General features: G+C 64.3%; 18 protein-coding genes and 1 pseudogene. 2 read left to right on the top strand and 17 right to left on the bottom strand.

What is annotated here, in order from left to right:
* Positions 1 to 3: 3 nt before the first annotated feature.
* From BM382_RS20185 to BM382_RS20105, 17 genes and pseudogenes are all read right to left on the bottom strand, one after another.
* A pseudogene (locus tag BM382_RS20185) lies at positions 4 to 219 on the bottom strand (ShlB/FhaC/HecB family hemolysin secretion/activation protein); the annotation flags it as partial.
* A 587-nt stretch (positions 220 to 806) separates the two neighbouring features.
* Positions 807 to 1,331 carry a poly-beta-1,6-N-acetyl-D-glucosamine biosynthesis protein PgaD gene (gene pgaD / locus BM382_RS20180; RefSeq protein WP_011058546.1) on the bottom strand — a complete coding sequence of 175 codons (525 nt, stop codon included), beginning with the start codon at positions 1,329 to 1,331 and terminating at the stop codon, positions 807 to 809.
* Entirely contained in the window at positions 1,331 to 2,680 is a 1,350-nt protein-coding gene (pgaC, locus tag BM382_RS20175) for a poly-beta-1,6-N-acetyl-D-glucosamine synthase (protein ID WP_019093523.1), read from the bottom strand. The genes pgaD and pgaC overlap by 1 nt, the downstream gene beginning before the upstream one ends.
* A 3-nt stretch (positions 2,681 to 2,683) precedes the next feature.
* Positions 2,684 to 4,681, bottom strand: coding sequence for a poly-beta-1,6-N-acetyl-D-glucosamine N-deacetylase PgaB (gene pgaB, locus BM382_RS20170; RefSeq protein ID WP_019095705.1), 1,998 nt, complete (start codon positions 4,679 to 4,681; stop codon positions 2,684 to 2,686).
* A 14-nt stretch (positions 4,682 to 4,695) separates the two neighbouring features.
* The gene (pgaA, locus tag BM382_RS20165; RefSeq protein ID WP_072443714.1) at positions 4,696 to 7,182 is read right to left on the bottom strand and encodes a poly-beta-1,6 N-acetyl-D-glucosamine export porin PgaA; all 2,487 of its coding nucleotides are present in this window, start codon (positions 7,180 to 7,182) and stop codon (positions 4,696 to 4,698) included.
* A 275-nt stretch (positions 7,183 to 7,457) separates the two neighbouring features.
* Complete coding sequence (locus tag BM382_RS20160) at positions 7,458 to 8,960, bottom strand: YdgA family protein (RefSeq protein ID WP_072443712.1); 1,503 nt, start codon at positions 8,958 to 8,960, stop codon at positions 7,458 to 7,460.
* A 223-nt stretch (positions 8,961 to 9,183) separates the two neighbouring features.
* Positions 9,184 to 9,819 carry a hypothetical protein gene (locus BM382_RS20155; RefSeq protein ID WP_015633693.1) on the bottom strand — a complete coding sequence of 212 codons (636 nt, stop codon included), beginning with the start codon at positions 9,817 to 9,819 and terminating at the stop codon, positions 9,184 to 9,186.
* A gap of 93 nt (positions 9,820 to 9,912) precedes the next feature.
* On the bottom strand, positions 9,913 to 11,361 hold the full coding sequence (locus BM382_RS20150) for an efflux transporter outer membrane subunit (RefSeq protein WP_011058540.1): 1,449 nt from the start codon (positions 11,359 to 11,361) through the stop codon (positions 9,913 to 9,915).
* The gene (locus tag BM382_RS20145; RefSeq protein ID WP_011058539.1) at positions 11,358 to 12,248 is read right to left on the bottom strand and encodes an efflux RND transporter periplasmic adaptor subunit; all 891 of its coding nucleotides are present in this window, start codon (positions 12,246 to 12,248) and stop codon (positions 11,358 to 11,360) included. Before BM382_RS20145 ends, BM382_RS20150 begins: the two co-directional genes overlap by 4 nt.
* On the bottom strand, positions 12,245 to 12,454 hold the full coding sequence (locus BM382_RS20140; RefSeq protein ID WP_011058538.1) for a DUF1656 domain-containing protein: 210 nt from the start codon (positions 12,452 to 12,454) through the stop codon (positions 12,245 to 12,247). The genes BM382_RS20145 and BM382_RS20140 overlap by 4 nt, the downstream gene beginning before the upstream one ends.
* Positions 12,451 to 14,538: an FUSC family protein gene (locus BM382_RS20135; protein ID WP_011058537.1), complete on the bottom strand. Its 2,088-nt coding sequence runs from the start codon at positions 14,536 to 14,538 to the stop codon at positions 12,451 to 12,453. Before BM382_RS20135 ends, BM382_RS20140 begins: the two co-directional genes overlap by 4 nt.
* Positions 14,535 to 14,963 carry a MarR family winged helix-turn-helix transcriptional regulator gene (locus BM382_RS20130; protein ID WP_011058536.1) on the bottom strand — a complete coding sequence of 143 codons (429 nt, stop codon included), beginning with the start codon at positions 14,961 to 14,963 and terminating at the stop codon, positions 14,535 to 14,537. The genes BM382_RS20135 and BM382_RS20130 overlap by 4 nt, the downstream gene beginning before the upstream one ends.
* 142 nt (positions 14,964 to 15,105) lie before the next feature.
* Positions 15,106 to 15,387, bottom strand: a complete 282-nt coding sequence (locus tag BM382_RS20125; RefSeq protein ID WP_011058535.1) for a type II toxin-antitoxin system RelE family toxin — start codon at positions 15,385 to 15,387, stop codon at positions 15,106 to 15,108.
* Positions 15,377 to 15,622 carry a type II toxin-antitoxin system Phd/YefM family antitoxin gene (locus BM382_RS20120; RefSeq protein ID WP_011058534.1) on the bottom strand — a complete coding sequence of 82 codons (246 nt, stop codon included), beginning with the start codon at positions 15,620 to 15,622 and terminating at the stop codon, positions 15,377 to 15,379. The genes BM382_RS20125 and BM382_RS20120 overlap by 11 nt, the downstream gene beginning before the upstream one ends.
* 64 nt (positions 15,623 to 15,686) lie before the next feature.
* Positions 15,687 to 15,932, bottom strand: coding sequence for a DUF2789 domain-containing protein (locus tag BM382_RS20115; RefSeq protein ID WP_011058533.1), 246 nt, complete (start codon positions 15,930 to 15,932; stop codon positions 15,687 to 15,689).
* Positions 15,933 to 15,946: 14 nt separating this feature from the next.
* The gene (locus BM382_RS20110) at positions 15,947 to 16,408 is read right to left on the bottom strand and encodes an aminoacyl-tRNA deacylase (RefSeq protein WP_019093517.1); all 462 of its coding nucleotides are present in this window, start codon (positions 16,406 to 16,408) and stop codon (positions 15,947 to 15,949) included.
* A gap of 109 nt (positions 16,409 to 16,517) precedes the next feature.
* On the bottom strand, positions 16,518 to 18,128 hold the full coding sequence (locus BM382_RS20105) for a glycosyltransferase family 39 protein (RefSeq protein ID WP_011058531.1): 1,611 nt from the start codon (positions 18,126 to 18,128) through the stop codon (positions 16,518 to 16,520).
* Positions 18,129 to 18,459: 331 nt separating this feature from the next.
* On the opposite strand from BM382_RS20105, the gene BM382_RS20100 reads away from it, so the two are divergent.
* The gene (locus BM382_RS20100) at positions 18,460 to 20,652 is read left to right on the top strand and encodes a PA5441 family protein (protein ID WP_019093515.1); all 2,193 of its coding nucleotides are present in this window, start codon (positions 18,460 to 18,462) and stop codon (positions 20,650 to 20,652) included.
* Complete coding sequence (locus BM382_RS20095) at positions 20,622 to 21,380, top strand: DUF3142 domain-containing protein (protein WP_072443710.1); 759 nt, start codon at positions 20,622 to 20,624, stop codon at positions 21,378 to 21,380. Before BM382_RS20100 ends, BM382_RS20095 begins: the two co-directional genes overlap by 31 nt.
* Positions 21,381 to 21,490 lie beyond the last annotated feature (110 nt).

Raw genomic sequence — 21,490 nt, 5'->3', positions numbered from 1 at the left:
CAATCAGAGATAGAAATCCAGGCGGAAATGGGTCGGGGTTTCCCGTTCACTCAAGGCTTCGAGACGTTCGAGGGAATGGGCAAAGCTCACGCCGGTGACAAGGTGGTTGCCCATCGGGCGAGTCCAGCGCAGGTGGTTGCGCCAGCAGTAGCCGCTGTCGCCGTTCAGGCTCGGGTCTTTGTAGCCGCGGATGAAGGACTGGGCGCCCAGGTTGAAGGTGGTACCAGGCATCGGCGCGACAGCGGCGCTATGCAGCGCGCTAAACAGCAGCAGGCAGGACAAGGCACAGCACAACCTCATCCCGAGCGTGGAGAGAGACATATCCGATCCTTCGAAAGCGTGACGACAAGAGCTACGAAGGGCGTGACGCTAATAAGCTATTACTGCATCGTCAAATGACTGCCGCAAAATCGCCAATAACAATCAAATCGAACTTTCAAGCAACTTTACGAGATAAAAAACATGCAATTCCATTATGGAGCCGCCCATTTTAAATTTTGAAATATTTAAAGGAAAAATCATCTGAAAGCCTTTTAAATCAAGGCTATAGAGTTTTAAAAAGTTTTAGAAAAAGTTTGAGATTGCACACTTAGAAGAGCCAACGCCCGTACGCAAGAACCCTGCTTCTCACTCTCTCGCTACGATTAAAGAACAACTCACCCACAACCACATCCGTAGCGACAAACCCATGCAGAACCCCAAATAAACCAATAACGCATTGATTTATTTACTGAAAATAGAATCAGACAATTCCCTCTGCAAATTCAGAAGAGCCGTACCCCCCAGGGCTCATCCTCCCTGGGCAATCAATCTTCTCCTGTCTTCTTGCCTTCATCCCCTTCCGAACGCAGATGGATCACCCGCGGTGGCGGTTCCACCCTTAGCGGCGGGTGCTGCTGGTCTTCGGGAAGAATGCGATAGAACTGCGTGGTGACGTGGCTGATACCGCCTTCCTCGTCGTTGTGCACGATCATGGTGCCGGGCTGGCGCATCTGGGCGAAGGTCGCGTCGTTGAGCTTGAAGGTTTCGCTCAGGCGCTTGTCGTCCACCACGGGTGCCGGCAGCCGGGGCGGGTAGCTCTTGTTGCGACGCTGGCGGTAGCGGGCCCAGGAAATCAGCAGCACCGCATTGAGTACCGCCACCCAGGCATAGAACTGCAGGGTGGTCAGGGCATCGAGCATGCCCGCTTCGATCCGCGGCCCTTCATGGCTGTCCAGCAGCGGAATGAGCCCTCGAACCAGCAAGTACAGCAGGCCTACCCAGGCCAGTACGGTGAGGACAACGTCGACGATCACCATGAACGGACGCTGGCGGGTTCGGATGATTTTCATCAGCGCACCTCCTCTTCGTCATCGATGGGTTTGATGCCGCGGTCCGGGCTGACCCAGCGCGCGCGTTTCTGGTGTTCGCCAAACAGCACCCGGGGAAAGCTCACCAGAGTGGTGAACAGGCTGATGAACCAGAACACCAGCGGGTACCAGACCACCCAGAACATGGTTTTCCACAGGTCTTTTTCATAACGGCGGTCGATCAGGATACTCACCGCGAACTGGGTCAGGCAGACCATCGCCAGCACCAGCCCGGTGAAGGCCGGCGGGACGATGGTGTGCACCGCGATGGCCTCGGGCATGACGATGAACTTGCCCAGGGCCCAGAAGATCACCGACAGCAGGAAGGTGAAGGCCCAGCCGGTGGACAGGCAGTAGTCGAACAGCAGGGTCCAGAGGTAGCGGTGGCGCCACTCCCAGATCCCGCGGATGTTCTTGAACAGCACCTCGGCGCCGCCCTGGGCCCAGCGCAGGCGTTGCTTCCACAGGCCGCGCAGGGTCTCCGGCATGAGGATCCAGCACAGCGCCCGCGGCTCGAAGAACACGTACCAGTGGTCCAGTTGGAGCTTCCAGCTGATGTCGATGTCTTCGGTGATCATGTCCGGGCTCCAGTAGCCCACCCGGTGCAGGGCGGTGCGACGGAAGGCGACGATCACCCCGGAGACGGTGAATACTTTGCCGAACACCCGCTGGGTGCGCTTGATCAGGCCGATGATCGAGGAGAACTCGCCCACCTGGACCCGACCCACCAGGGTCGAACGGGTGCGGATCCGCGGGTTGCCGGTCACGGCGCCCAGGCGCGGGTTGTCCAGCATCGGCGCCACCAGGTAGGCCGCCGTGTTGGGCGCCAGCAGCGCATCGCCGTCGATGCACACCAGGTATTCGCTGTGTGCCGCCACCGCGCCCATGCGCAGGGCCACGGCCTTGCCCTGGTTCTGCGCCAGGTGCAACACCCGCAGGCGCGGGTCCTGGGCGGCAAGGCGGTCCAGCACCTCGGCGGTGTTGTCCTTGGAGCCATCGTTGATGGCGATCACTTCGATGTTCGGGTACTGCTGGGCCAGGGCCGCATGAATGGTGTCGGCGACGTTGTCGCCTTCGTTGTAGCAAGGAATGAGGATGCTGATCAGCGGCTCACCGGCCAGGGGCGGCGGCAGGGTGTCGTCGCTCCACGGCCAGTGGCGCTCCCAGTGCATCCAGTAATACAGGCCGCCGGCGATCCACAGCGCCGACATGAACAAGGGGTAGTAGAAGACGAAGTCCATGAGGAATTCGCCGGTCAGCACGAAGATCAGCCCCAGGGGCACGCCGAGAACGAGCGCCAGGACCACCAGCGCAAAGATACGATCCACCATGATTCAAGGGCTCCATTTGTTGGAGAGCGCGGGCCGCAGAGTCTTCAGGTCCGGTGAGTTCTCGAGGAAGTTGTCCGGGTAGTAGCCGAAATTGGTCGCGCCCTGGCGCTTGAGGCGGCCCATCCAGTCCGCCAGTTGCTGGGCGGAGAGGTCGCTGGCGGGCTTGCGGGCCCAGTCCCGGGCCTGCAGCTCGAACACCGTGCGCTGCAAGGCACCGGGGCGGGCGCGCACCTGGTCCACCAGGGCTTCGAGCCAGGGCCCGGAATGCCGCTGGCTCTGGCCTTCCATCAGCGGCATGGCCATGGGCGCGGTCCAGTCGTAGCTGACCAGGAAATCATCGAGGTTCTGGGCGAACCAGGTTTCACTCTGCGGGTTGATGATCGGCTCGGCGAACAGGTTGCGCGCGGTCTGCACCTGCGGCCCGCGAATCGCCCGGACCTTGGCGGCCAGCTCATGGGTGAAGTCGATCAGGTAGCGGCTCTTGAAGCGGGTCCAGCGCTGCAGGGTGGCCGGATCGTCGCGCAGGGCGGCCATGGAACCCGGCAGACCCTGGGCCGCATAGGCGCGCAAGGCCCCGGGGCTGGCGTCTTCGAAATCCGAGAGCACGGCGTCGTCGTGGAACAGAATGCCGTCCACCGACGTCATGCGCGCCACGTCCTCGTAGAGGTCGCCGATCTGCCGGCGCACATTGGGGTCGAAGGGCGACAGCCGCTGGTACTGCTTAGGATCGATGGTGCTCTGGCCGGTGGCTGGATCCCAGCGCGTGACCCGGGGCAGCCGGGCGTCCAGGGCGAAGCTGAGCACCGGCATCCAGGCATAGACCTTGACGTGGGCCCGGGTGCGCAACTGCCAGGCGACCCGGTCGAACAGGTCGGCGCGCATCGGCAGGTGCCGGTTGGGGAAATACAGCGACTGCACCAGGCCGTCGCCCTTGGGGTCGGCGAAGGCCTGGAGGAATACGGTGTTGGCCCCCAGGTCGGCCATGCGCTGCACCAGCTTGCCGAGGTTGACCTCCTGCTGCTTGGGGTCCGGGTCGTAGACGTTGTCCAGGTCCACGTGCACCACGCGCATGGGCGCGGCGGTCTCGGCGCCGACAATGCTGTTGGAGAAGTGCATGCCGTCCGGGTCCGACACCACCAGGAAACGCGGGCTGCTCATCAGGTTGTCGAGTGTGTCCAGGCCGTCGTCCAGGGTCAGGGCCAGCTTGAAGCCCTGGCTGTCCACCACTTGCAGGGTGGAGCCGTCGGCCGTGCCGTAGGGCCAGACCCAGATCCGCGGGCGATAGCCGGCCACGGCCAGGATCTTGTTCGAGATGGCGGTCACGTCCTGGCGCATCCGCGCCTGGAAATCCGCCTCGCTTTCATAGCGCCCGGAGGCGGCGTCAAAACGGCGGGTCGCCGCCGCCGGCTGCAGGTTGCCCTGAGGGTTGGCAAGAATGCCCAGGTGGCTGTGGTCGGTATGGGCGGCGATTTCCACCAGCCCGGAACGGGAGATTTCCCGGACCTGCGCCCAGGTCAGGAACTGTGAGCGGGGCCGCAGCTCGCCGGCGAAGTTCACCGGCTGGTCGGCCGGGGTGTCGATCCAGGTGCCCACCGGCGCCAGCACCGCAGGCCAGTGATAGCTGCGCAGCACCGGCAGCACCCGGGTGTAGAAGCTCGAATAGCCGTCATCGAAGGTCAGCAGGATGGCCTTGGCCGGCAGTTCGGGGCCGCCGTTGCGCGCCGCCAGGATCTGGTCCACGGTCACGGGCCGGTAGCCGTTTTCCCGCAACCAGGCCAGTTGCTCGATCATCCGCTCGGTGCGCACCGCCACCACCCGTTGGTCCGGGTCGCGATCCTCGATGTCGTGGTAGGCAATGCCCAGCACGTGGTTCTTCGGCCAGGGTGCCTCGGTGTTGGGCAACGGCCGTTGCGCCGGGGCGAGAAAGTCGGCGGCGGGCTGGGAACAGGCGCTGAGAACCAGGGCTCCCAGCAGGAGGATGCAACGGTTGATCAGGCGCATCGTCACACTCTTCTCTAGAAGCGATAGGTAAGGTCGACAGCCAGGCGCAGGTCGGTTTCCCGATCGCCGTCGTAAGGCCGGTTGATCACGCTCAGGACTCCGCCGATGTCGAACACGTCGTTCCAGCTGTAGCGCTGGCCGTAGCTGAGCAGCCCCACCGCTCCAGTGGAGTAGCCGCGTTCGCTGTAGGTACCGGCGCCGGCCTGGAACTGTTGGCTCCAGGAGGTCTGATAGCGGTGATAGAGCACGTGGTTGACGGTGACGGTGGGCAGGACGCTGAGGTCCGCCTCGGGGTTGTAGTAGGGGGTGTCTTCCAGGGTGTTGTGGCTGGCGCCCACTTCCAGGCCGAGGTCGACCTGCACTTTCGGCGAGCGGTAGACCCCTTCGCGGCCCGTGAGCAGAGCCTCGAACCTATTGTTGCCGTCGCTGAAGTGCGACGGGCTGAGGGACAGTTTCCACTCGCGGCTTTCATTGGCCCGCCAACGCAGGAAGGCGCTGCCGCCGTTGGCGCTGATATCGCTGTTGAGGGCCCGCAGCGGGGTGTTGGCAGAGAGGTAGTCGAGGCTGCCGCCGTATTGCCAGTGATCGTCGATGTCCCGCGCCAGCGACACCCGGGCACCGGTCTTGTCGCCATAGCCATAGGAATGGTTGGAGACTTCCGCTTCCAGGGTCATGTCGCGGGTGCGCCGCTCCACCCCCAGGACCTGCCAGCGGTGATTGCCGATCCCTTCCGGGAAGTCCCCCATGGCATAGCCGATGCCGCCGAACAGGCGCCAGTCCTCGGCGATCGGCGGCGTGTAAAGCCGGCTTTCGATGCCAAAATCACGGCTGCCGGATACCGCGCCGGCACCATTGCTGCCACCGCCGTAACTCTTGCCGCCATAGGTCATGACCCGCAGTTCGGCCATGTCGTGCACTTCGCGCTCGCGGGCCAGGCGCTGCACCTGGCGGCTCTCCGGAAAGCGCTCCACCACGTCGTCGGTCAGCGCATCCAGTTGCCGCCATTCCTGCAGGTCCTGGGCCGTATGGCCCTGGGACACTTCCAGGCTGACATCGCGCGGGGCCACGCTCTCGGTTTCCTTGAGCAGGCTTTCCGAAAGCCGGGGCCAGTCGCGCACCCGGTACAGATCGGCCTGGGCCAGGCGCACGCTGATGTTGCCCGGGGCCTGCCCCGCCAGGGTCTCCAGGCGCTGCTCGGTGCCCGGCAGGTCAGCCCCGGCCGTGCCGTCGGCACCGGCCTGGGCCGCCAGCAGTTGGGCATCGACCCAGTCGTCATTGGGGTCGCCCACGGTTTGCCCGGTGAGCTGAATTCGCTGCGGCACACTGTCGGCCAGGTCATTGGCGAGTTTCAGCGCCTCTTCCGGGCGTTCACTTTCCAGCAGCGCGTAATACAGCGCGGTGGTGTCTTCCAGGCGGTGGTCGGCATTACCGTCCGGTGCCGAAAACACACGCCGATACAGGTCCGCGGCGATTTCCGGCTGGCGCTGGTCGAGGTAGGAAGCCGCCACCCAGCGCAGGGCATACGGGGGAATGGCCACGCCGGCAGCGGTGAGCTGCTCGTATTCGCTGATCACCTCTGCGGTGCGCGCCCGGGACTTGAGGGCGCCCAGGCGGTCGATGCGCCAGCGGGTCAGGTCGTCCTGGGCTTGAGGGTCCTTGCCCCAGGCGGCGAACAGGGTGTCGTAGTCGGCCAGGGCACGGTCGGCCACCACAAAGCGCTCTTTCTCACTGCGGCTGGCCAGCTCCGAGAGGCGCACCCGTTCGGCGGCGAGGTCGGCCTGGATGCGCCGCTGGATCACCGGGTCGATCAGCCCGGGGTGCTGCCGGGCCAGGCGCAGGGCCGGTTCCGGCAGGCGCGCCCGCTGCAGGGCGTAGATGTATTCGCGGATGACTTCGGGCTTGTCGCCAGCGCGGATAAACGCCTGGTCGTATGCGGCCAGGGCGTCATAAGGCTGGTTGGCGCGGGTCAGCGCGTAGCCCAGGGCCAGGCGCCGGTTCGGGTCATCGGGCTTGGCCGCCACCAGGGCCTTGGCCCGGGCCACGGCTTCGGCCGGCTGGCCGGCATCGGCCTGGGTCAGGGCCAGCCCCAGCTGCAGGTCGGCGTTCTGCGGGTCGCGCTGCAGGGCCAGGCGATAGACCTGGGTGGCGTTGTCCCACTGCTTGAGGTTGCGATAGGCACGGGCCGTGGCGGCCAGCGCCTGCGCCGGCAGCACCCGGTTGCGGCCCTGGGTCTCGTAGACCTTCACCACCTCGGCATCGAGGCCCGCCCAGCTGGCGATCTGCAGGTGGTCGCTGACCAGCCCGTTGTTCAACCGGTCCGCCGGCACTTGGCGCAAATGGTTCAGCGCCGGGGCGTAGCTGCCGGCCCGGGCCTGGATGATCAACTGGTCATAGGCCGCATCGGCGAACGCCAGGCCCGGCCATAACAGTTGGCTGCACAATGCCAGGCGAAACAGCGGACGAAGGCCGTAGCGGCGAGCGGGATGAACAGTGCGTTGCATTTCGTCAGCATCCTTACGTGGCTAGCCGGAGTTATGCGCCCCGCCCTTACGCCCCAGCCCGGACGATCAGAAGATCGACAGAGCGTCTGGGAGAATTCTTCCACGAAGGTTAGTTCAGAATTTGCAGCGCCATATTTATTCAGAATCAGATTCTGCGGGGCCTGCAGCCGCCCTCACCGCCTTGCTCCAGACAGCACAACGCCCGACCTGTGGGCTGCACAGGCCGGGCGTCAGGGGTTGCACAAGAAGGGCCGCGCAAAGCGGCCCGTGCACCTTTACTGCTGGGCGCCTACGCCCCCCAGCTTGCTCATGACCAAACCGATGAACTGCTCAACGGTCATTTTCTGGCCGTTGAAGTTCACTTCGTTATTGGCATAGTGCAGGGCCGACACCACGTCATTGCCTTCCAGCTTGGCCAGTTGGGTGGACAGGGCCATGGCACTGAGCATTTCTGCAGTGGCCGCGCTTTGCTCGGCGATCAGCTTGGCATCGGTCTGGCCTTCGGCCTGGGCCTGCAGGGCGGCGATGTCTGCCACCATCGGCTTGGACAGCGACAGCTTGGCATCCAGCTGGCTGACCAGTTGCTTGCCCAGCTCAGCCGGCGGCAGCTCCAGGCTCTGCGGCTTGGCCAGATCCAGGCTCAGGCTGAAACGGCTTTCACCACCGGCGGTCTTGAATGCCAGGCTTTCCAGGGCGATCTGCGGCTTGGCTTCCAGGACCTTGTTCACGGCAGCCCGTACCTTGACCTGCTCGGCGTCGGACATTTGCAGTTCCGGAGCCGGTTCACCCTCGGCAGAGGCCTCGGTGGCGGCCTTCTGATACGGCTGCAGCACGTTCTGGTAGACCTGGACCAGATCGAGCATGCCCTGGCTGTCGAGGCTCTTCATGCTCCAGAGCATCTCGGCCGAACCCACGGTCTTGCCGTCGAAGGCGATTTCGCCCACTCGGTAATCCGCACGGCCCGCCACTGTGCTGCCGGTTTCTTCGCTGAAGGTCTTCTGCTCGAAGTGCTTCAGGGTCAGCACCGACTGCTTGTCGCCGAAGGTGGCCTTCAGGCCGCTGAGCTCCAGGGTGTTCTGGCCCAGGAAGTAGTCGAAGCTGCTTTTCTGCAGGTTGCTGGCCAGGGTCAGGCCGTTGATTTCCAGTTTGAGCGGGGCCTTGTCCGGCGAGCTGAGGAACAGGCTCAGGCTGTCCATATAGCCATCGACCTTGGCCTTGCGGCGATTGTCGCCGACGCTGAAAGTGGCATTCAGGCCGGAGAACTTGAGGTTGTTCAGCTCATCCAGGGCCAGTTCCATCGGAGCGAAATCCAGGGTGCCCTCCGCGGACAGGTCATAGCCGACATTGACCACGCCCTTGAACGGTGCAGCACCCTTGGTGGCGGCAAACCACTTGTCGGTCTGCCCGTTGTTCTCCAGCTCGTAATGACTGGACGCCATGACTGGCAGCCACTTGAGGCGGATCAAGCGCGAGAAAGGCAGCGGGCCGTGTTCGATATGGTCGGCGATCATCAGTTCCAGCCCACCGTTGAACACCTCGCCCTGGGTCTTGAGGCGGTAGCGGGCATTGCTGCTGAACACGCCACGCTCCAGGGACACCAGCTCCAGAGTGGCGGTGGCGTCATAGCCGATCAGCGCCGCTTGCAGTTCCTTGTTGCTTTCGATCACCTGCTGCTGCAGGACCCCTTCCAGCTTGGTGCCGGTGTACCAGGCACCGCCGGCACTGATGGCACCTACTGCGACGACGATTCCTAACAGTACGCCTGCTGATTTATTCATGTCTGACCCGATCAATATCCGTTGTTTGAAGGTGTGGTCGTCTTCCCTGAACCCATGACGGGTTGCGGCTCGACTCCGCGTAAAACCGGCGCAGATTACCACTGGCGGCTAGGGCGAGCCCAATCTTTGAATGTGAAAAACCGTGGAGCGCGGGGAGATGGCCACGGCAGCGGCTGCCGCAAACCGGCAGCCGCCGCTGTTACAGGGCCAGGGGAAGGGGCTTTTAGGAGTATTCGATTTCCAAGGCATCGAGCTGATGATCGAAGCTCTTGAGCCGAGCGCTCCAGGTGTACACCAGGACCTCGAAATCCCGGTCGATCACCGCGCTGTTGCCCCGGGATTCGCCCCGTGGGTCGCAGAAATCCAGCTGGTAGCGCTCCCGCGCCATGGCGGTGGCGACATCCGACAGCTCCCGGGCATTGCTCAGCCAGTGGTGACCGTCCTCGGCTTGCTTGTCCAGCAGCATGCACTGCTTCTTCAGGGCCTCCAGGCTCTTTTCCAGCGGGGTGCCGGTGAGTTCGCCCATGACTTCGGCGAAGGTCCGCCCCGGTTGCCAGTAACTGCCCCAGAAGTAGCGGTCGAATACGGTTTCGACCCGGCGCAAGGCCACCTTGGTGTCCCAGATGACCACCAGGGTCTTGCTCTGTTCGAGCTGTTTCTTCTTGATTTTCTGGCCCTGAAAGGAGGCCCAGGCCACCACACCGATGGCCATCACCGCGATCAACGCGCTGGCACTGTCGAGGAACACCAGGGCCTTGTCGATCTGATGGGCCAGCATGATGCCGTAGAAGTAGGTGGCAGACAGCAGCACCAGGGCGCAGAGCGCGCACCAGAAGCCCGGAGCATAAGGGTTTTTCATTATTGGAATCCCCATGACCATCACATGCTTTGATCGGTTGGAAGGCACGTTGCACAAGGCACTTTTCCAACTGATCAAAGCATAGCAACCGCCTCAGGGTTTCGCGTGCTCCGGGCCTTGCGTTCGTCCGCTTTCCCAACCGCCGCCCAGGGCCAGGAACAGATCGATCTGGCTCATGGCTACCTGGGTGTTGGCCGCCGCCAGTTGCGCGCGCATATCGGTGTAGGTACGGGTGGCCTGCAGGTCGGCGAGGAAGGACGCGCGCCCGGCCTGGAAGAAGCGGTGGGTCTGGTCCGCCGCCAGTTGCGCCGACTGCTCGGCATCCGCCAGGGCATCGCGGCGCTGCAGTTGCGCGCTGTACTGGGCCAGGCCGGTCTGGGTTTCGCGGATGGCGTTGAGCACCACCCCATCGAAATGCGCCAGGGCGCCCTGGCTGGCGGCCTCGGCTTCATGAATGCGCTCGCGGGCGCCATTGGCCGGCACCGTCCAGCTGATCAGCGGGCCGAAGCCCCAGCGATTGGTGGAAGGCTTGCCGAGGTTGTCGAGGATGCCCACGGTGCCGACCGTCGCGCCGATGCTGATATCCGGATACAGGGCCCCGGTGGCCACGCCGATGCGCGCGGTGGCGGCGGCCAGCTGGCGCTCGGCCTGCCGTACATCGGGGCGGCGCTTGAGCAGCGCCGCGCCATCGCCCACCGGCAACAGCTGGGTGATATGCGGCAACTGGGCACAACTGTCGGTGCCGGCGGGCAATTGATCCAGCGGCTTGGCCAGCAGCATGGACAGGCGGAACAGGCCCGATTGGCGCGCCGCCTCATAGCGCGGCAGTTCGGCACGCAGGGATTTGAATTGGGTCTGGGAACGGGTGACCTGGGTTTCGTCGCCGCGCCCCGCATCGCGCAGGCGCTGGGTCAGCTCGGTGCTCTGGGCTTGCAGGCTCAGGGAGTGCTCGGCGATTTCCCGTTCTTCGTTGGCCGCGCAAACCTGGGTGTAGGCCCGCACCACGTCCGCCACCAGGGTGATGCGCGCGGTATCCGCCGCAGCCTGGGTCGCGTCGGCATTGGCCTGGGCCGCCTCGATGCCGCGCTGCAAGGTGCCGAACAGGTCGAACTGGTAGGAGGTGCTGATGGACAGGTTGCCGACGTTGGCCACTGGCACCTTTTCCGGCAGCAGGAAGGCTTCGCCGGATTCCTGCAGGCGCTCGACCCCGGCCTTGACCCCACCGCTCCAGCCACCGGCGGCCTGGGCTTCATCCACCTGGGCGCGGGCCCGAGCCAGGTTGGCCGCCGCCACCCGCAGGTCGGTGTTGGAAGCCAGGGCCTGCTGCACCAGCTGGTCCAGGCGTGGGTCCTGGTACAGCCGCCACCAGTCGGCAGGCACCGGCGCCGACACCACGTTGGCGCCCTTGGCGCTCAACTGGCCCTGCAAATCCTTGCGCTGCACCGCAGCATCCCCGGGCACCTGGTAATCCGGCCCGACCATCTGGCAGGCCGAGAGCAGCAGGCCGAGCCCGGCCAGGGCCAAACGCGCGCCGTTGTTCATTGGCCGGGCTCCTGCTTGGCCTGGTCGTCGAGGATCGACACCGTGGCGGTGCGCCCGGCGATCATGCGAAAGTCCGCCGGCACATCGTCGAAGGCGATGCGCACCGGAATCCGTTGCGCCAGGCGCACCCAGCTGAAGGCCGGGTTGACGTTGGGCAACAGGTTGGAGCCGCTGCTGCGGTCACGGTCCTCGATCCCGGCGACGATGCTTTCCACATGCCCGCGCAGCCGCGCACGGTCGCCGATCACACGGATATCCACGGCCTGGCCGACATGGATGCCATCGAGCTTGGTCTCTTCGAAATAGCCATCGATGTGGAAGGAGTTGCTGTCCACCACCGATAGCACCGGGCGCCCGGCGGTGACGAATTCCTGGGTGCGCGGTGCACGGTCGTTGACGTAGCCGTCCACCGGGCTGCGTACCACCGAGCGGTCGAGGTTGAGCTGGGCGCTGTCCACCGCCACCTGGGCCTCGGCCAGGGCCGACTGGGCACGGGCCTCGCGGGACTGGCTTTCTTCCAGTTGCTCGCGCGGCACCAGGTTGCCCAGGCCACGGTTGCGCTTGGCCTCGCGCTGGGCCTGGGCCAGGGTTTCCTGGCGGTCGGCCAGGGCCGCCTTGGCCTGGCGCAGGGCCAGCTTGAAGCGGTCCTGGTCGATGCTGAACAGCACCTGGCCGCGCTGCACCAGTTGGTTGTCACGCACCTGCACTTGCTGGATCAGCCCGGACACGTCCGGAGCGATCTGCACGATATCGGCGCGGATATGCCCGTCCCGGGTCCAGGGCGCGAACATGTAGTACATCACCATGCGCCAGACCACCACGACCGCGAAGGTCACCACCAGTAACGTCAGGACCACACGGCCAATGGTCAATAAAGGTTTTTTCATGTCATCAGGTATCGACTGAGAGAGTCCACCGCGCCCAGTAGCAGAGCGTAGAGACCCACGTTGAACAGCGCCCGGTGCCAGACCAGACGATAAAAGTGCAAGCGCGTCAGCACCCCGTGCACCAGCAGGTACAAGCCATAAGTGATGCCCATCAGCACCAGCAGCGTGGGCAGGAACACCCCGCTGATATCCAGATCACCGATCATAGGGGCGCTCCATCGATGCCATGGGGAAGGGGTTCTTCAAGCTCGCCGGTGGCGACGAATTCCACCCCCGGCAACAGCGCCAGGCGCAGGCCGCTGAGGGCGTGCAGCAGGTGCAGGCGGGTTTCGTGGTCGCCTTGCAGGCCCTGGCTGCCGAGGGCGCGGCGGGTACGGTCGAGGGTCATCAGCAGCCCGCTGGGGGCCGGCAGGCGTTCGCCGGCCTTGAGGCAAGCCTTGAAGTACTCGCCCACCTCGGCCACCACCTGGCGCAGCAGGCTCTGGGCCACGCCCTGCACCCGCGGTGCGTAGGCCAGCAGGTCCAGCATATTGAGGGCCACGCGCAACTCCCGCAGGGCTATGCCGGTGTCCTGCCCGGTCATGGCCAGGCGCGGCAGGTGCTGCATCAGGCGGTCGAGCATCTGTGCACCCATGTGCCGGTGTTCGGCCAGGGTCGCCGGTTCGCTGAGGCTGACGATGTCGCGCCAGCTGAAGCGGGTCAGGCGCTTGGCCGCCAGTTCGGAGCCGAACGGCCGGGCGATCAGGGTCCAGACAAAGGCGAACAGCAGGCCCATGGGGCCGGCCAGGTTGGAGTTGGCAAAACTCAGGAAGTCCGCGTCGTAGGCGCCCTGGATGCTGATGAAGGACGAGGTGTTGACGATGGTCAGCAGCATGCCGAGGTAGAACCGCGGCTGCACCGTCAGGGTGCCGACGCAAATGAACGGCACGGCAAAGGCCAGCACCAGCATCGGGAAGTCGTGCAGGTTGGGCAGGATCAGGAACAGGTAGAGGCTGGCGAACAGCACCGACATCGCGGTCCAGAAAAAGAACCGGTAGATCTGCGGCGCCGGGTCGTCCATGGAAGCAAAGAAACTGCAGGCCACCGCCGCCAGGATCACGGCGCTGCCGCCGTCGGTCCAGCCCAGGAGAATCCACAGCACCGAGGCGACGATGATCGCCAGGACCGTCGAGCCCGCCGAGTACAGCATCAGCCCACGATCGAGAAACGGCGTCAGCCGGCCCAGCCGCCAATGCCGGTAGACCGCGCGCCAGGGCGCCTGGCTTTCACTCTGGATGGCGTGCTGCAGGCTGCGGCAGTCCTGCCACAGGTCGATCCACTCGCCGAGGCGATACAGAGCGTTGGACATCAGCAGCTGGCGCCGGTCATCCAGGGCTTCGGGGCTTGGCTGCAAGGCTTCGAGTTCATCGCGCAGGGCCTGCCAGCGTTCCACCGAAGCATCCCGGGCGGTGCCTTGCAGCCATTCATCGGCCTTGGCCAGCAAGGGGGCGAACTGCGCCACCAGCTCCGGGGTACGCCGTTCCAGGGCATACAGGGCATCGTCCAGGGCATCCACCACCGGCAGCAGGTTGATCATCCGCCCGCGCAGCTCCTTGGTGTTGCGCACGGTCTGCGGCCGGGCGCCCTCGTGGGGCAACTGGCCGATCATCAGTTCCAGGGTGTTGAAGGTGCCCACCATGGACGCGCGCAGGCCACTGACTTCCTCGGGCTGGACGTTGCGGGCCAGGAAGCGCTGGCTGTAGAGCGCAGCATCGGCGAACCACTTGGCGGCGGAATCGACGAACACCGGGGCCAGCCGCCGGGGCCAGAACATGCTACCAATCACCGCGGCGCAAACGATGCCGAGGAAGATTTCCTCGGTCCGCGCCTCGGCGACGTCCCAGACCCCCAGGGGGTTGTCCACCACCGGCAGGGCGATCAGCGGCAAGGTGTAGCCGGCCAGCATCAGGGCGTAGTTGTTGGCAGTGCGCAGGTGCATGGACAGGAACAGCAGGATCCCGGTCCACAGGGCGATGATCACCACCAGCAGGTAGGGGCTCTGCACGAACATCGGCACGAACAGCACCGCGGCCGCCGCCCCGAGAAAGGTGCCGATCGCCCGGTACAGGGCCTTGGAACTGGTGGGGCCGACGTAGGGGCTGGAGACGATGTACACCGTGGCCATCGCCCAATACGGACGGGGCATCTGCATCAGCATGGCGATGTACAGGGCGATCATCGACGCGGCGAAGGTACGTACGCCATAGAACCAGTCCCGCGCGGGAGGCATGCCGGTAAAGAAGCCTTTCAAGATGGCAGCACCGGTACATGACTGGCGGACTCGAACGCGCGGATCACCCGCAACGCCGCTTCCAGGTCGGCGCTGCCAATGCCTTCCAGCACTTCATGGCGCAGGCGCACCAACTCGCTTTCCACCGCCTGCACCAGCTCGCGACCGGTGTCGGTCAGGCTCAGGCATTTGGCCCGGCGGTCGTGGGGGTCTTCGCTGCGGCACACGTAGCCGGCGCTGCACAGTTGATCCAGCAGGCGCACCAGGGACGGGCTTTCCATCCCCGCGGCCTGGGCCACCGTGACCTGGCGCACGCCCTCGCCCAGGCGCCCGATCATCAACAGCGGCACCGCGCAGGCTTCGGAAATGCCGAAGTTGACCAGCGTGGTCTGGCAGATCCGCCGCCAATGCCGGGACGCGACCACCATGCCACTGCTGATATTCATGTGGAGTGATTCAAGGGAGCTGGACACAAGATTGTTCGCACACTGTTAGTTTGCTAACTATCAATATGTCATTGACGGATAAATCCAGTCAAGTTTTGTAACAATTGCTTGATAGTGAAGCAGCACTGCTTGCCACCGAACCTCAGCGTTTCCTGGCCTGCTCGTAAACGGTTCCACGCTCGCGCTTGCCGACCGCAACCACGCAAACCACGACGCGCTCTTCGATCACTTGATAAACCAATCGGTAGCCCGAAGCCTTGAGTTTAATTTTGTAGCAATCGGGAAGCCCATGCAGGGCATCAGCAGGGATTCGCGGCACCTCAAGCCGTTCGGCGAGCTTTTTCTTGAATTGCTCTCGAAGCGTATGCCCCAACTTGTTCCATTCCTTGTGTGCCGAAGGCAGGAACTCAAGGCTATAAGTCATCCAGACTGACCGGAACGGGCGTCTCATGGCTGCGCTCGCGGATGATTTCGGCCAACTCCAGATCATCCAGGCGTTCCATCAACGCTTCGAAAACCTCGGCCGGAACCATGTAGCCCATGACACGATTGTGATTCAACACCGCCACTGGCCCGCCCTGGGCACCACTCAAGACGGCAGAAGGGTTTTTCTTCAACTCAGATACGCTGACGGCTTTGTCAGCCAGAATACTCTGCATAATCATGACCTCAATTCAGGTCGTGATTCTGGTCTAAATACTTCATATCAACAACTACAGCTCATCAGCCCCCGCGCCCCTTCCTCAACAACACATCCAACTGATCCACCACCTCGGCCCAATCCGCATCATCGAGCACTTCCGTGCGCAGAAAGTCGGCCTGGCTCTCGCTCCAGAAAAACGCGTCCGCCAGGTGCAGCTCCGGTTTGAGCGGCGAATGTGTGGCGATGAAACGCTCGATACTCACCGGGTCATCGGCCAGCCCCAACTGCTTGAACAACGCCGGCAGGCTGTGGGTCGGTGCTTCCATGGTCGGGCTCCTGATCAGTGCGAGACTTCGCAAACCTCGGCGTGGGGCACCAGCTTCAGGTACTGGGCCATGCTCATGTGCACCAGGTTGTGGTGGTTGCCGGCTTCCAGGTAGATGTCTTTCTGCCGGGTCAGCAGCGGGTCGATCACCACGTCCAGCCCATAGGACTCGCCCAGGGCCGGCACCGCGCCGCGCTCGCAATCGTTGAACAGGTGGGCCAGGGTGCTTTCCCGGGTGATCTGCCATTCACCGCTGCCGCGCACCTTGCCGAGGTCCAGGTGCCGACTGGCCGGCAACACCGCCATCAGGTAATGGCCGTGGTGATCGTCGAGGATCACCGACTTGGCCACTCGCTCCGCCGGTACCCCCGCCACCCGCGCCGTTTCCAGGCTGCTGGCGGAGTGTGGATGGGTCACCAGATCAAACTCGCAAGCGGCTTGTTCCAGGCTGCGCTGCACGGTTCTTGCCATACGCATGATGCACCTCGGTGCCCCGCAAGCGGGGACAGGACTGTGACTCCTGATGCAAGTCTAGGTCGCGCTGCAAGACACAAGGCCTCGAACTTCCGAACGGCACCCTGCGCGTTCATTGCCCGGCACAGGAAGCGCCGGCTGCCGAGCCACAGAGGACAAACAAGCGGGCCCGAGTACCACCCGCGGCGAACTGACCGACTTTGTGCCACCCCTGGGGCAATGGCGCGAATTCCTCGGACTGATCGTCCGACCCCACCAGCCAATACCGCCCGCTGCCCACTGACAAGGCGCTCAACTGATCCAGGTAGACCTGATCCGGGTGGTCGATCAGGGTGCCGAAGCCGTACGCGTTCGGCCTGCTGGAGGTGCCTCCCGGCAGCGGCGGCGTATAGAGCATCGGCTGGGCATCGGTGCGGTTGTAGTAGACGTAGCTCAAGTACCAGAGCATGTCGCTGATAACGATGCGGTCGCCCGCGACGTAGTGCCGGTTGACGTAGTCGACCATCACGCTGATCTGGTCGTTGGCGTCGACATCGATGTTGTTTTTCAGCCCCACCGCTTCCAGCCCCACGAACCCCAGTAGCAACGCCAGCGCCACCAGCCGGGCAGTCTTAAGCCAGCGATCGATGAGCACCGCCATGATCATCGGCAAGCCCAAGGCATACGCGGTCAGGTAGCGTTCGATAAACACTGGCGAAGCGAACGACACCGCAAACACCAACAACAACGGCAGCAGGGTGAAACTCGCCAGCAGCCCGCCGAACCTGGCAGGTGCACCATCACGCCAGGCCAGGACGCTACAGACCGCCAGCAACAGCAGCGGCATGCCCACGAACAGCGCACCTGGCAGGTTGTCGCCTTCGTCCTGGATCAGCAATTGCCAGACCATCGCCGGCAGCGAAGACCAGGTGACCACCGGCTCCCAGCCGACATCGCCGTTAGCCTTCAACTCGTCCATGTGCCGCAGCAGGTCCAGCAACTCCGGAACCCAGGGCAGGAACAGCAGCACGATCGCCGCATTCGCCAGCCACCAGGCCGGGCGGGTGACCAAGCGCCCGCCGCCCTCGGCGCGCACGCCCGAAACGGCCAGGTACAGCCAGTGCGCCAGCACGCAAAACGCCGTGAAGTAATGGGTGTAGAAGGCCAGGGTCATCAGCAGCGCGTAGCTCACCAGATAGCCTGGACGCGAAGGCTGGCGCAGCCAGTACACCAGGGCCAGGGTCGCTCCCAACAGCAACAGGCCCAGCAGCGCATACATGCGCACTTCCTGGCTGTAGCGCACGGCCGTGGGCAGCAGGGCCAGCAGCACACCGGCGAGAATCGCCGCGCGACGGGTCGCCAGCAGCGCCACCAGCCACATGCCGAGCCCTACGGTAACTATCCCTGGCAGCGCGCTGAAGGTGCGAATGGAAAAAATCCCGTCGCCGAACAGTTCAATCCAACCACGCAAGAGCATGAAATACAGCGGCGGATGGACGTCGCGGGCCGCATGAAACCAGATTTCGCTCAGCGAATACTGGCTGAGCACCAGGCTGGAACCCTCGTCGCCCCAGATGGCCGCGGCGGTCAGGTCATAAAAGCGAACGGCCGCAGCCAATAGCAACACCGGCAGCAACCAATACTCAAGCGCCAAGCGCATCAGCCGCTGCACACCTTGCTCCCGAGGCACGACGGCCTGCTCTTGCAAACGCCCGATCAACTCCGGCGCTCTGCGAAAATCCATTCCTTGCTCCCCATAAACTCGCCTGATCTGGTCGCTCAAACCCCGACAGCATCGTCCTTTGCCTGGAAAACCGCAAAGCACAGACGCAAGGGTAAAAAGCCGCTCCTCGAATGCCATGTGCGACGCCTGCCGATTGCCCTCGGGTACCGCGGTACGGGGTCAGGCCCGGCCATCACCGGCAATGGATGAACATAGACCGGAGGACAGCAAAGGCGCGTCACAGAACGGCGGATTTTCTAACCAGCGACGTAGGTGCCAGCCGGCGCCTTCTGTATGATTTTCGCCACACTCGGAACCTGCCCTCATGGCTTTTCTGAATTAAGGACAATTCATGCGCAAGCTTCTGCTCTCGGCATTGACCCTCACCGCCCTGTGCGCCGGCCAGGCGCAGGCCAGCTCGGATGACATCTGCTCGCCGAGCTGGTCGCTCTACTCAAATCGCCTGGACGGTTGCAGCAACCTGCCCTTTCTCAGCCCGGGCAACGACAGCCGGGTCAACCTGCGGCTGCTGCTGGCCGACCAGGGCAGCCTGCCCCTGGCACCCCGGGCCCTGACCCAGGATGAGCTGGGCATGGGCTACGGCCCTGTGCCCTTCATGCACTATCGCCTGCACCCGGCGCAGCCCGAACTCGATCCCGACACTGGCAACCCACCCAAGCCAGGCCCCTCGCCCGCCACCGAGCAGCTCGACAGCCTGCTGCAGGCCGTAGGCCTGCGTCGCGATAGCAAGGAAGCCGCCGGGAACGGCTTTCTCTCCGGAGAAGGCAGCCGCTGCCGCAGCAACTCGGACGCCAGTGCCCTGGCTTTTGTCGAGCAGCTCGACCAGGCGCCACTGAGCCCCGAAGAACGCCAGGCCCTGGCCGAGGCCCGGGTGCAACTGCTGGCCAGCTGCGACTGGAACGCCAGCGAAATGAGCAAGCTGCTGCCGGCCAACCTGAACTCGCCAGCGGCCAAGGCGTTCGCCGGCTACCTGCAGGCCGCCGCCGACTTCTACAGCGGCCGCTTCAACGAAGCCGGCAACGGTTTTGCCGCGCTCAAGGGCAATCCCCAGCCCTGGCTGGCCGAAACCGCGGCCTACATGAGCCCGCGCACCCTGCTCAACCTGGCCCAGCAGAACGCCTTCGATGAATGGAGCATGGTCAATCTGGAGCATGTGGACAAAGCCGTCCTGCAACAGGCCGGCGCCGGTTTCGAGGCCTACCTGAAGACTTATCCACAGGGCCGCTACGCCGTTTCCGCCAAGGGTCTGATCCGCCGTGTGCACTGGCTGACGGGCGACACCCAGGCCCTGGCCGAGGACTACGCCTGGCAACTGACCCAGGCTCCCGGCACCCCGCGCAACATGCCTCTGGACGACCTGGTGGAAGAAGTCGACTACAAACTGCTGAGCCTGCCCGAAGACCACTTCAAGGCTCCGCTGCTGCTGGCGGTCAAGGACCTGATGCGCATGCGCGACGCCCCATCGGCGCCCCTGACCCGGGATGCCCTGCAACAGCAGAAGGCCCAGTTCGCCAGCCAGCCGGCGCTGTTCGACTACCTCCAGGCCGCTTTCAGCCTGTATGTCGAAAAACAACCGGCGGCGGCGCTCAAACAATTGCCCAGCCAAGTGCCGGCGCAACTGGACTACCTGAGCTTCAGCCAGCAGACCCTGCGTGGCCTGGCCCTGCAGGCCCAGCAAGACTGGAAAGGCGCCGAGGCGCTGTGGCTGCAATTGCTGCCCCTGGCCCAGCAACCGCTGCAACGCGAACAGCTGGAACTGGCCCTGGCCTACAGCTACGAGCGCAGCGGGCAACTGGCCAAGGTGTTCGCCGACGACTCGCCGATCAAGACTGCCCAGGTGCGCGCCATTCTCCTGCGCCAGGTGGCCTCTCCCCAACTGCTGCGCCAGCAAGCGCAGAAGGCCGAGTCGCCAGCGGAACGCAACGCCGCGCGTTTTATCCTGCTGTACAAGGACCTGACCCGCGGCCAGTACGCGGCCTTCGGCAAAGACTTCGAGCAACTGCCGCCCACCCTGCCCGACGCTAGCCTTGCCGCCAGCCTGGGCTACATCTACCTCGATACCCCGCCGTTGCAGGACTTCCACTGGAATGGCCCACAGCCCGAAGAAGAAAAACCCGACTACCGCTGCCCAAGCCTGTTGGAGACGGCCGCCCTCCTGCAGCGTGACCCGAAAGCCCCCGCCGGGCTGCTCTGCCTCGGCGAGTTCATGCGTTTCAGCGGCTTCGACCGCATGCCCCTGGACACCCCGCCACCGGCCCAGAACCTGGGCGGTACCCAGGACACGTTCCCGGGCAAGCCGTTCTCGCGGCTCGACGGCTATCAGGTGGTAATCAACAACCCCAAGGCCAGCCGTGACGATCGCGCCTACGCGCTGTACCGAGCCATCAACTGCTACGCCTCCTCGGGCCATAACAACTGTGGCGGTGCCGGTGTCGAGCCCGCCGTGCGCAAGGCCTGGTTCCGCCAGTTGAAGACCAAGTTGGGGGATACCCAGTGGGCCCAGTCGCTGCGTTACTACTGGTAGGCAAGCGCCTGGGCTATGGCCTGCTGCCGCTGTGGCTGTGCTGGGCAACACCGGCCAGCGCGGCAGTGGACGCCGCCGACTACGACGCCTTCTGGCTGTGGAGCGGGGTCAAGACCCAGCCGGTGCTGGGCCAAGCCAGGACCCTGTACCTCCTCCAGGGCCAGATCAGCCGTTCGCGGCGCCATCCGGCCAGCGGCGTCCAGCTCATCGCCCAGGGCCTGCCGGTGTCGCGTCTGCGCCAGGAGCAGGTGTGGGTGGTGTACCGCGCCCACACCCTGGCCTGGCCCGAACCGCTGTATGACCAGTTGCTGGGCCAGGTCCGGCGTTGGCAAGCCACGGGCACCCAAGTGGTGGGCATCCAGATCGATTTCGACAGCAGCACCCACGACCTGGAGCGCTATGGCCACTTCCTGCGCGACCTGCGCCAGCGCCTGCCGGCGCACTACCGCCTGAGCATCACCGGGTTGATGGACTGGGGCAGCAACGCCGACCCGCAAGCCATCGGCCAGCTCAAGGGCGTGGTGGACGAAGTGGTGGTGCAGACCTACCAGGGGCGCCGCAGCATCCCCGACTACGCCAGCTACCTGCCGCGCCTGGACCGCATGGGCCTGCCCTACAAGGTCGGCCTGATCCAGGGCGGTGAATGGCAGGAACCCCAGGCCCTGCGCGACAGCCCCTGGTTCAAGGGCTACGTGGTGTTCTTGCAGAATCCTCAGCCCGGACCCTGAGAGCGGTGCAATAAGTGCTCACAGTAATGCCCATCAGTGCCCTTGATCCTCGAAGCCTGCTGAGGCAAAACGGTTCCCGCGGAGTTGATATGCCAAGCAGCCATTGGTGA

Source organism: Pseudomonas sp. NFPP25, assembly GCF_900116505.1.
Taxonomy (GTDB): Bacteria; Pseudomonadota; Gammaproteobacteria; order Pseudomonadales; family Pseudomonadaceae; genus Aquipseudomonas; species Aquipseudomonas protegens.
The sequence above is the reverse complement of the archived record's forward strand: the minus strand, read 5'-3'. Positions and strand labels throughout refer to the sequence as shown.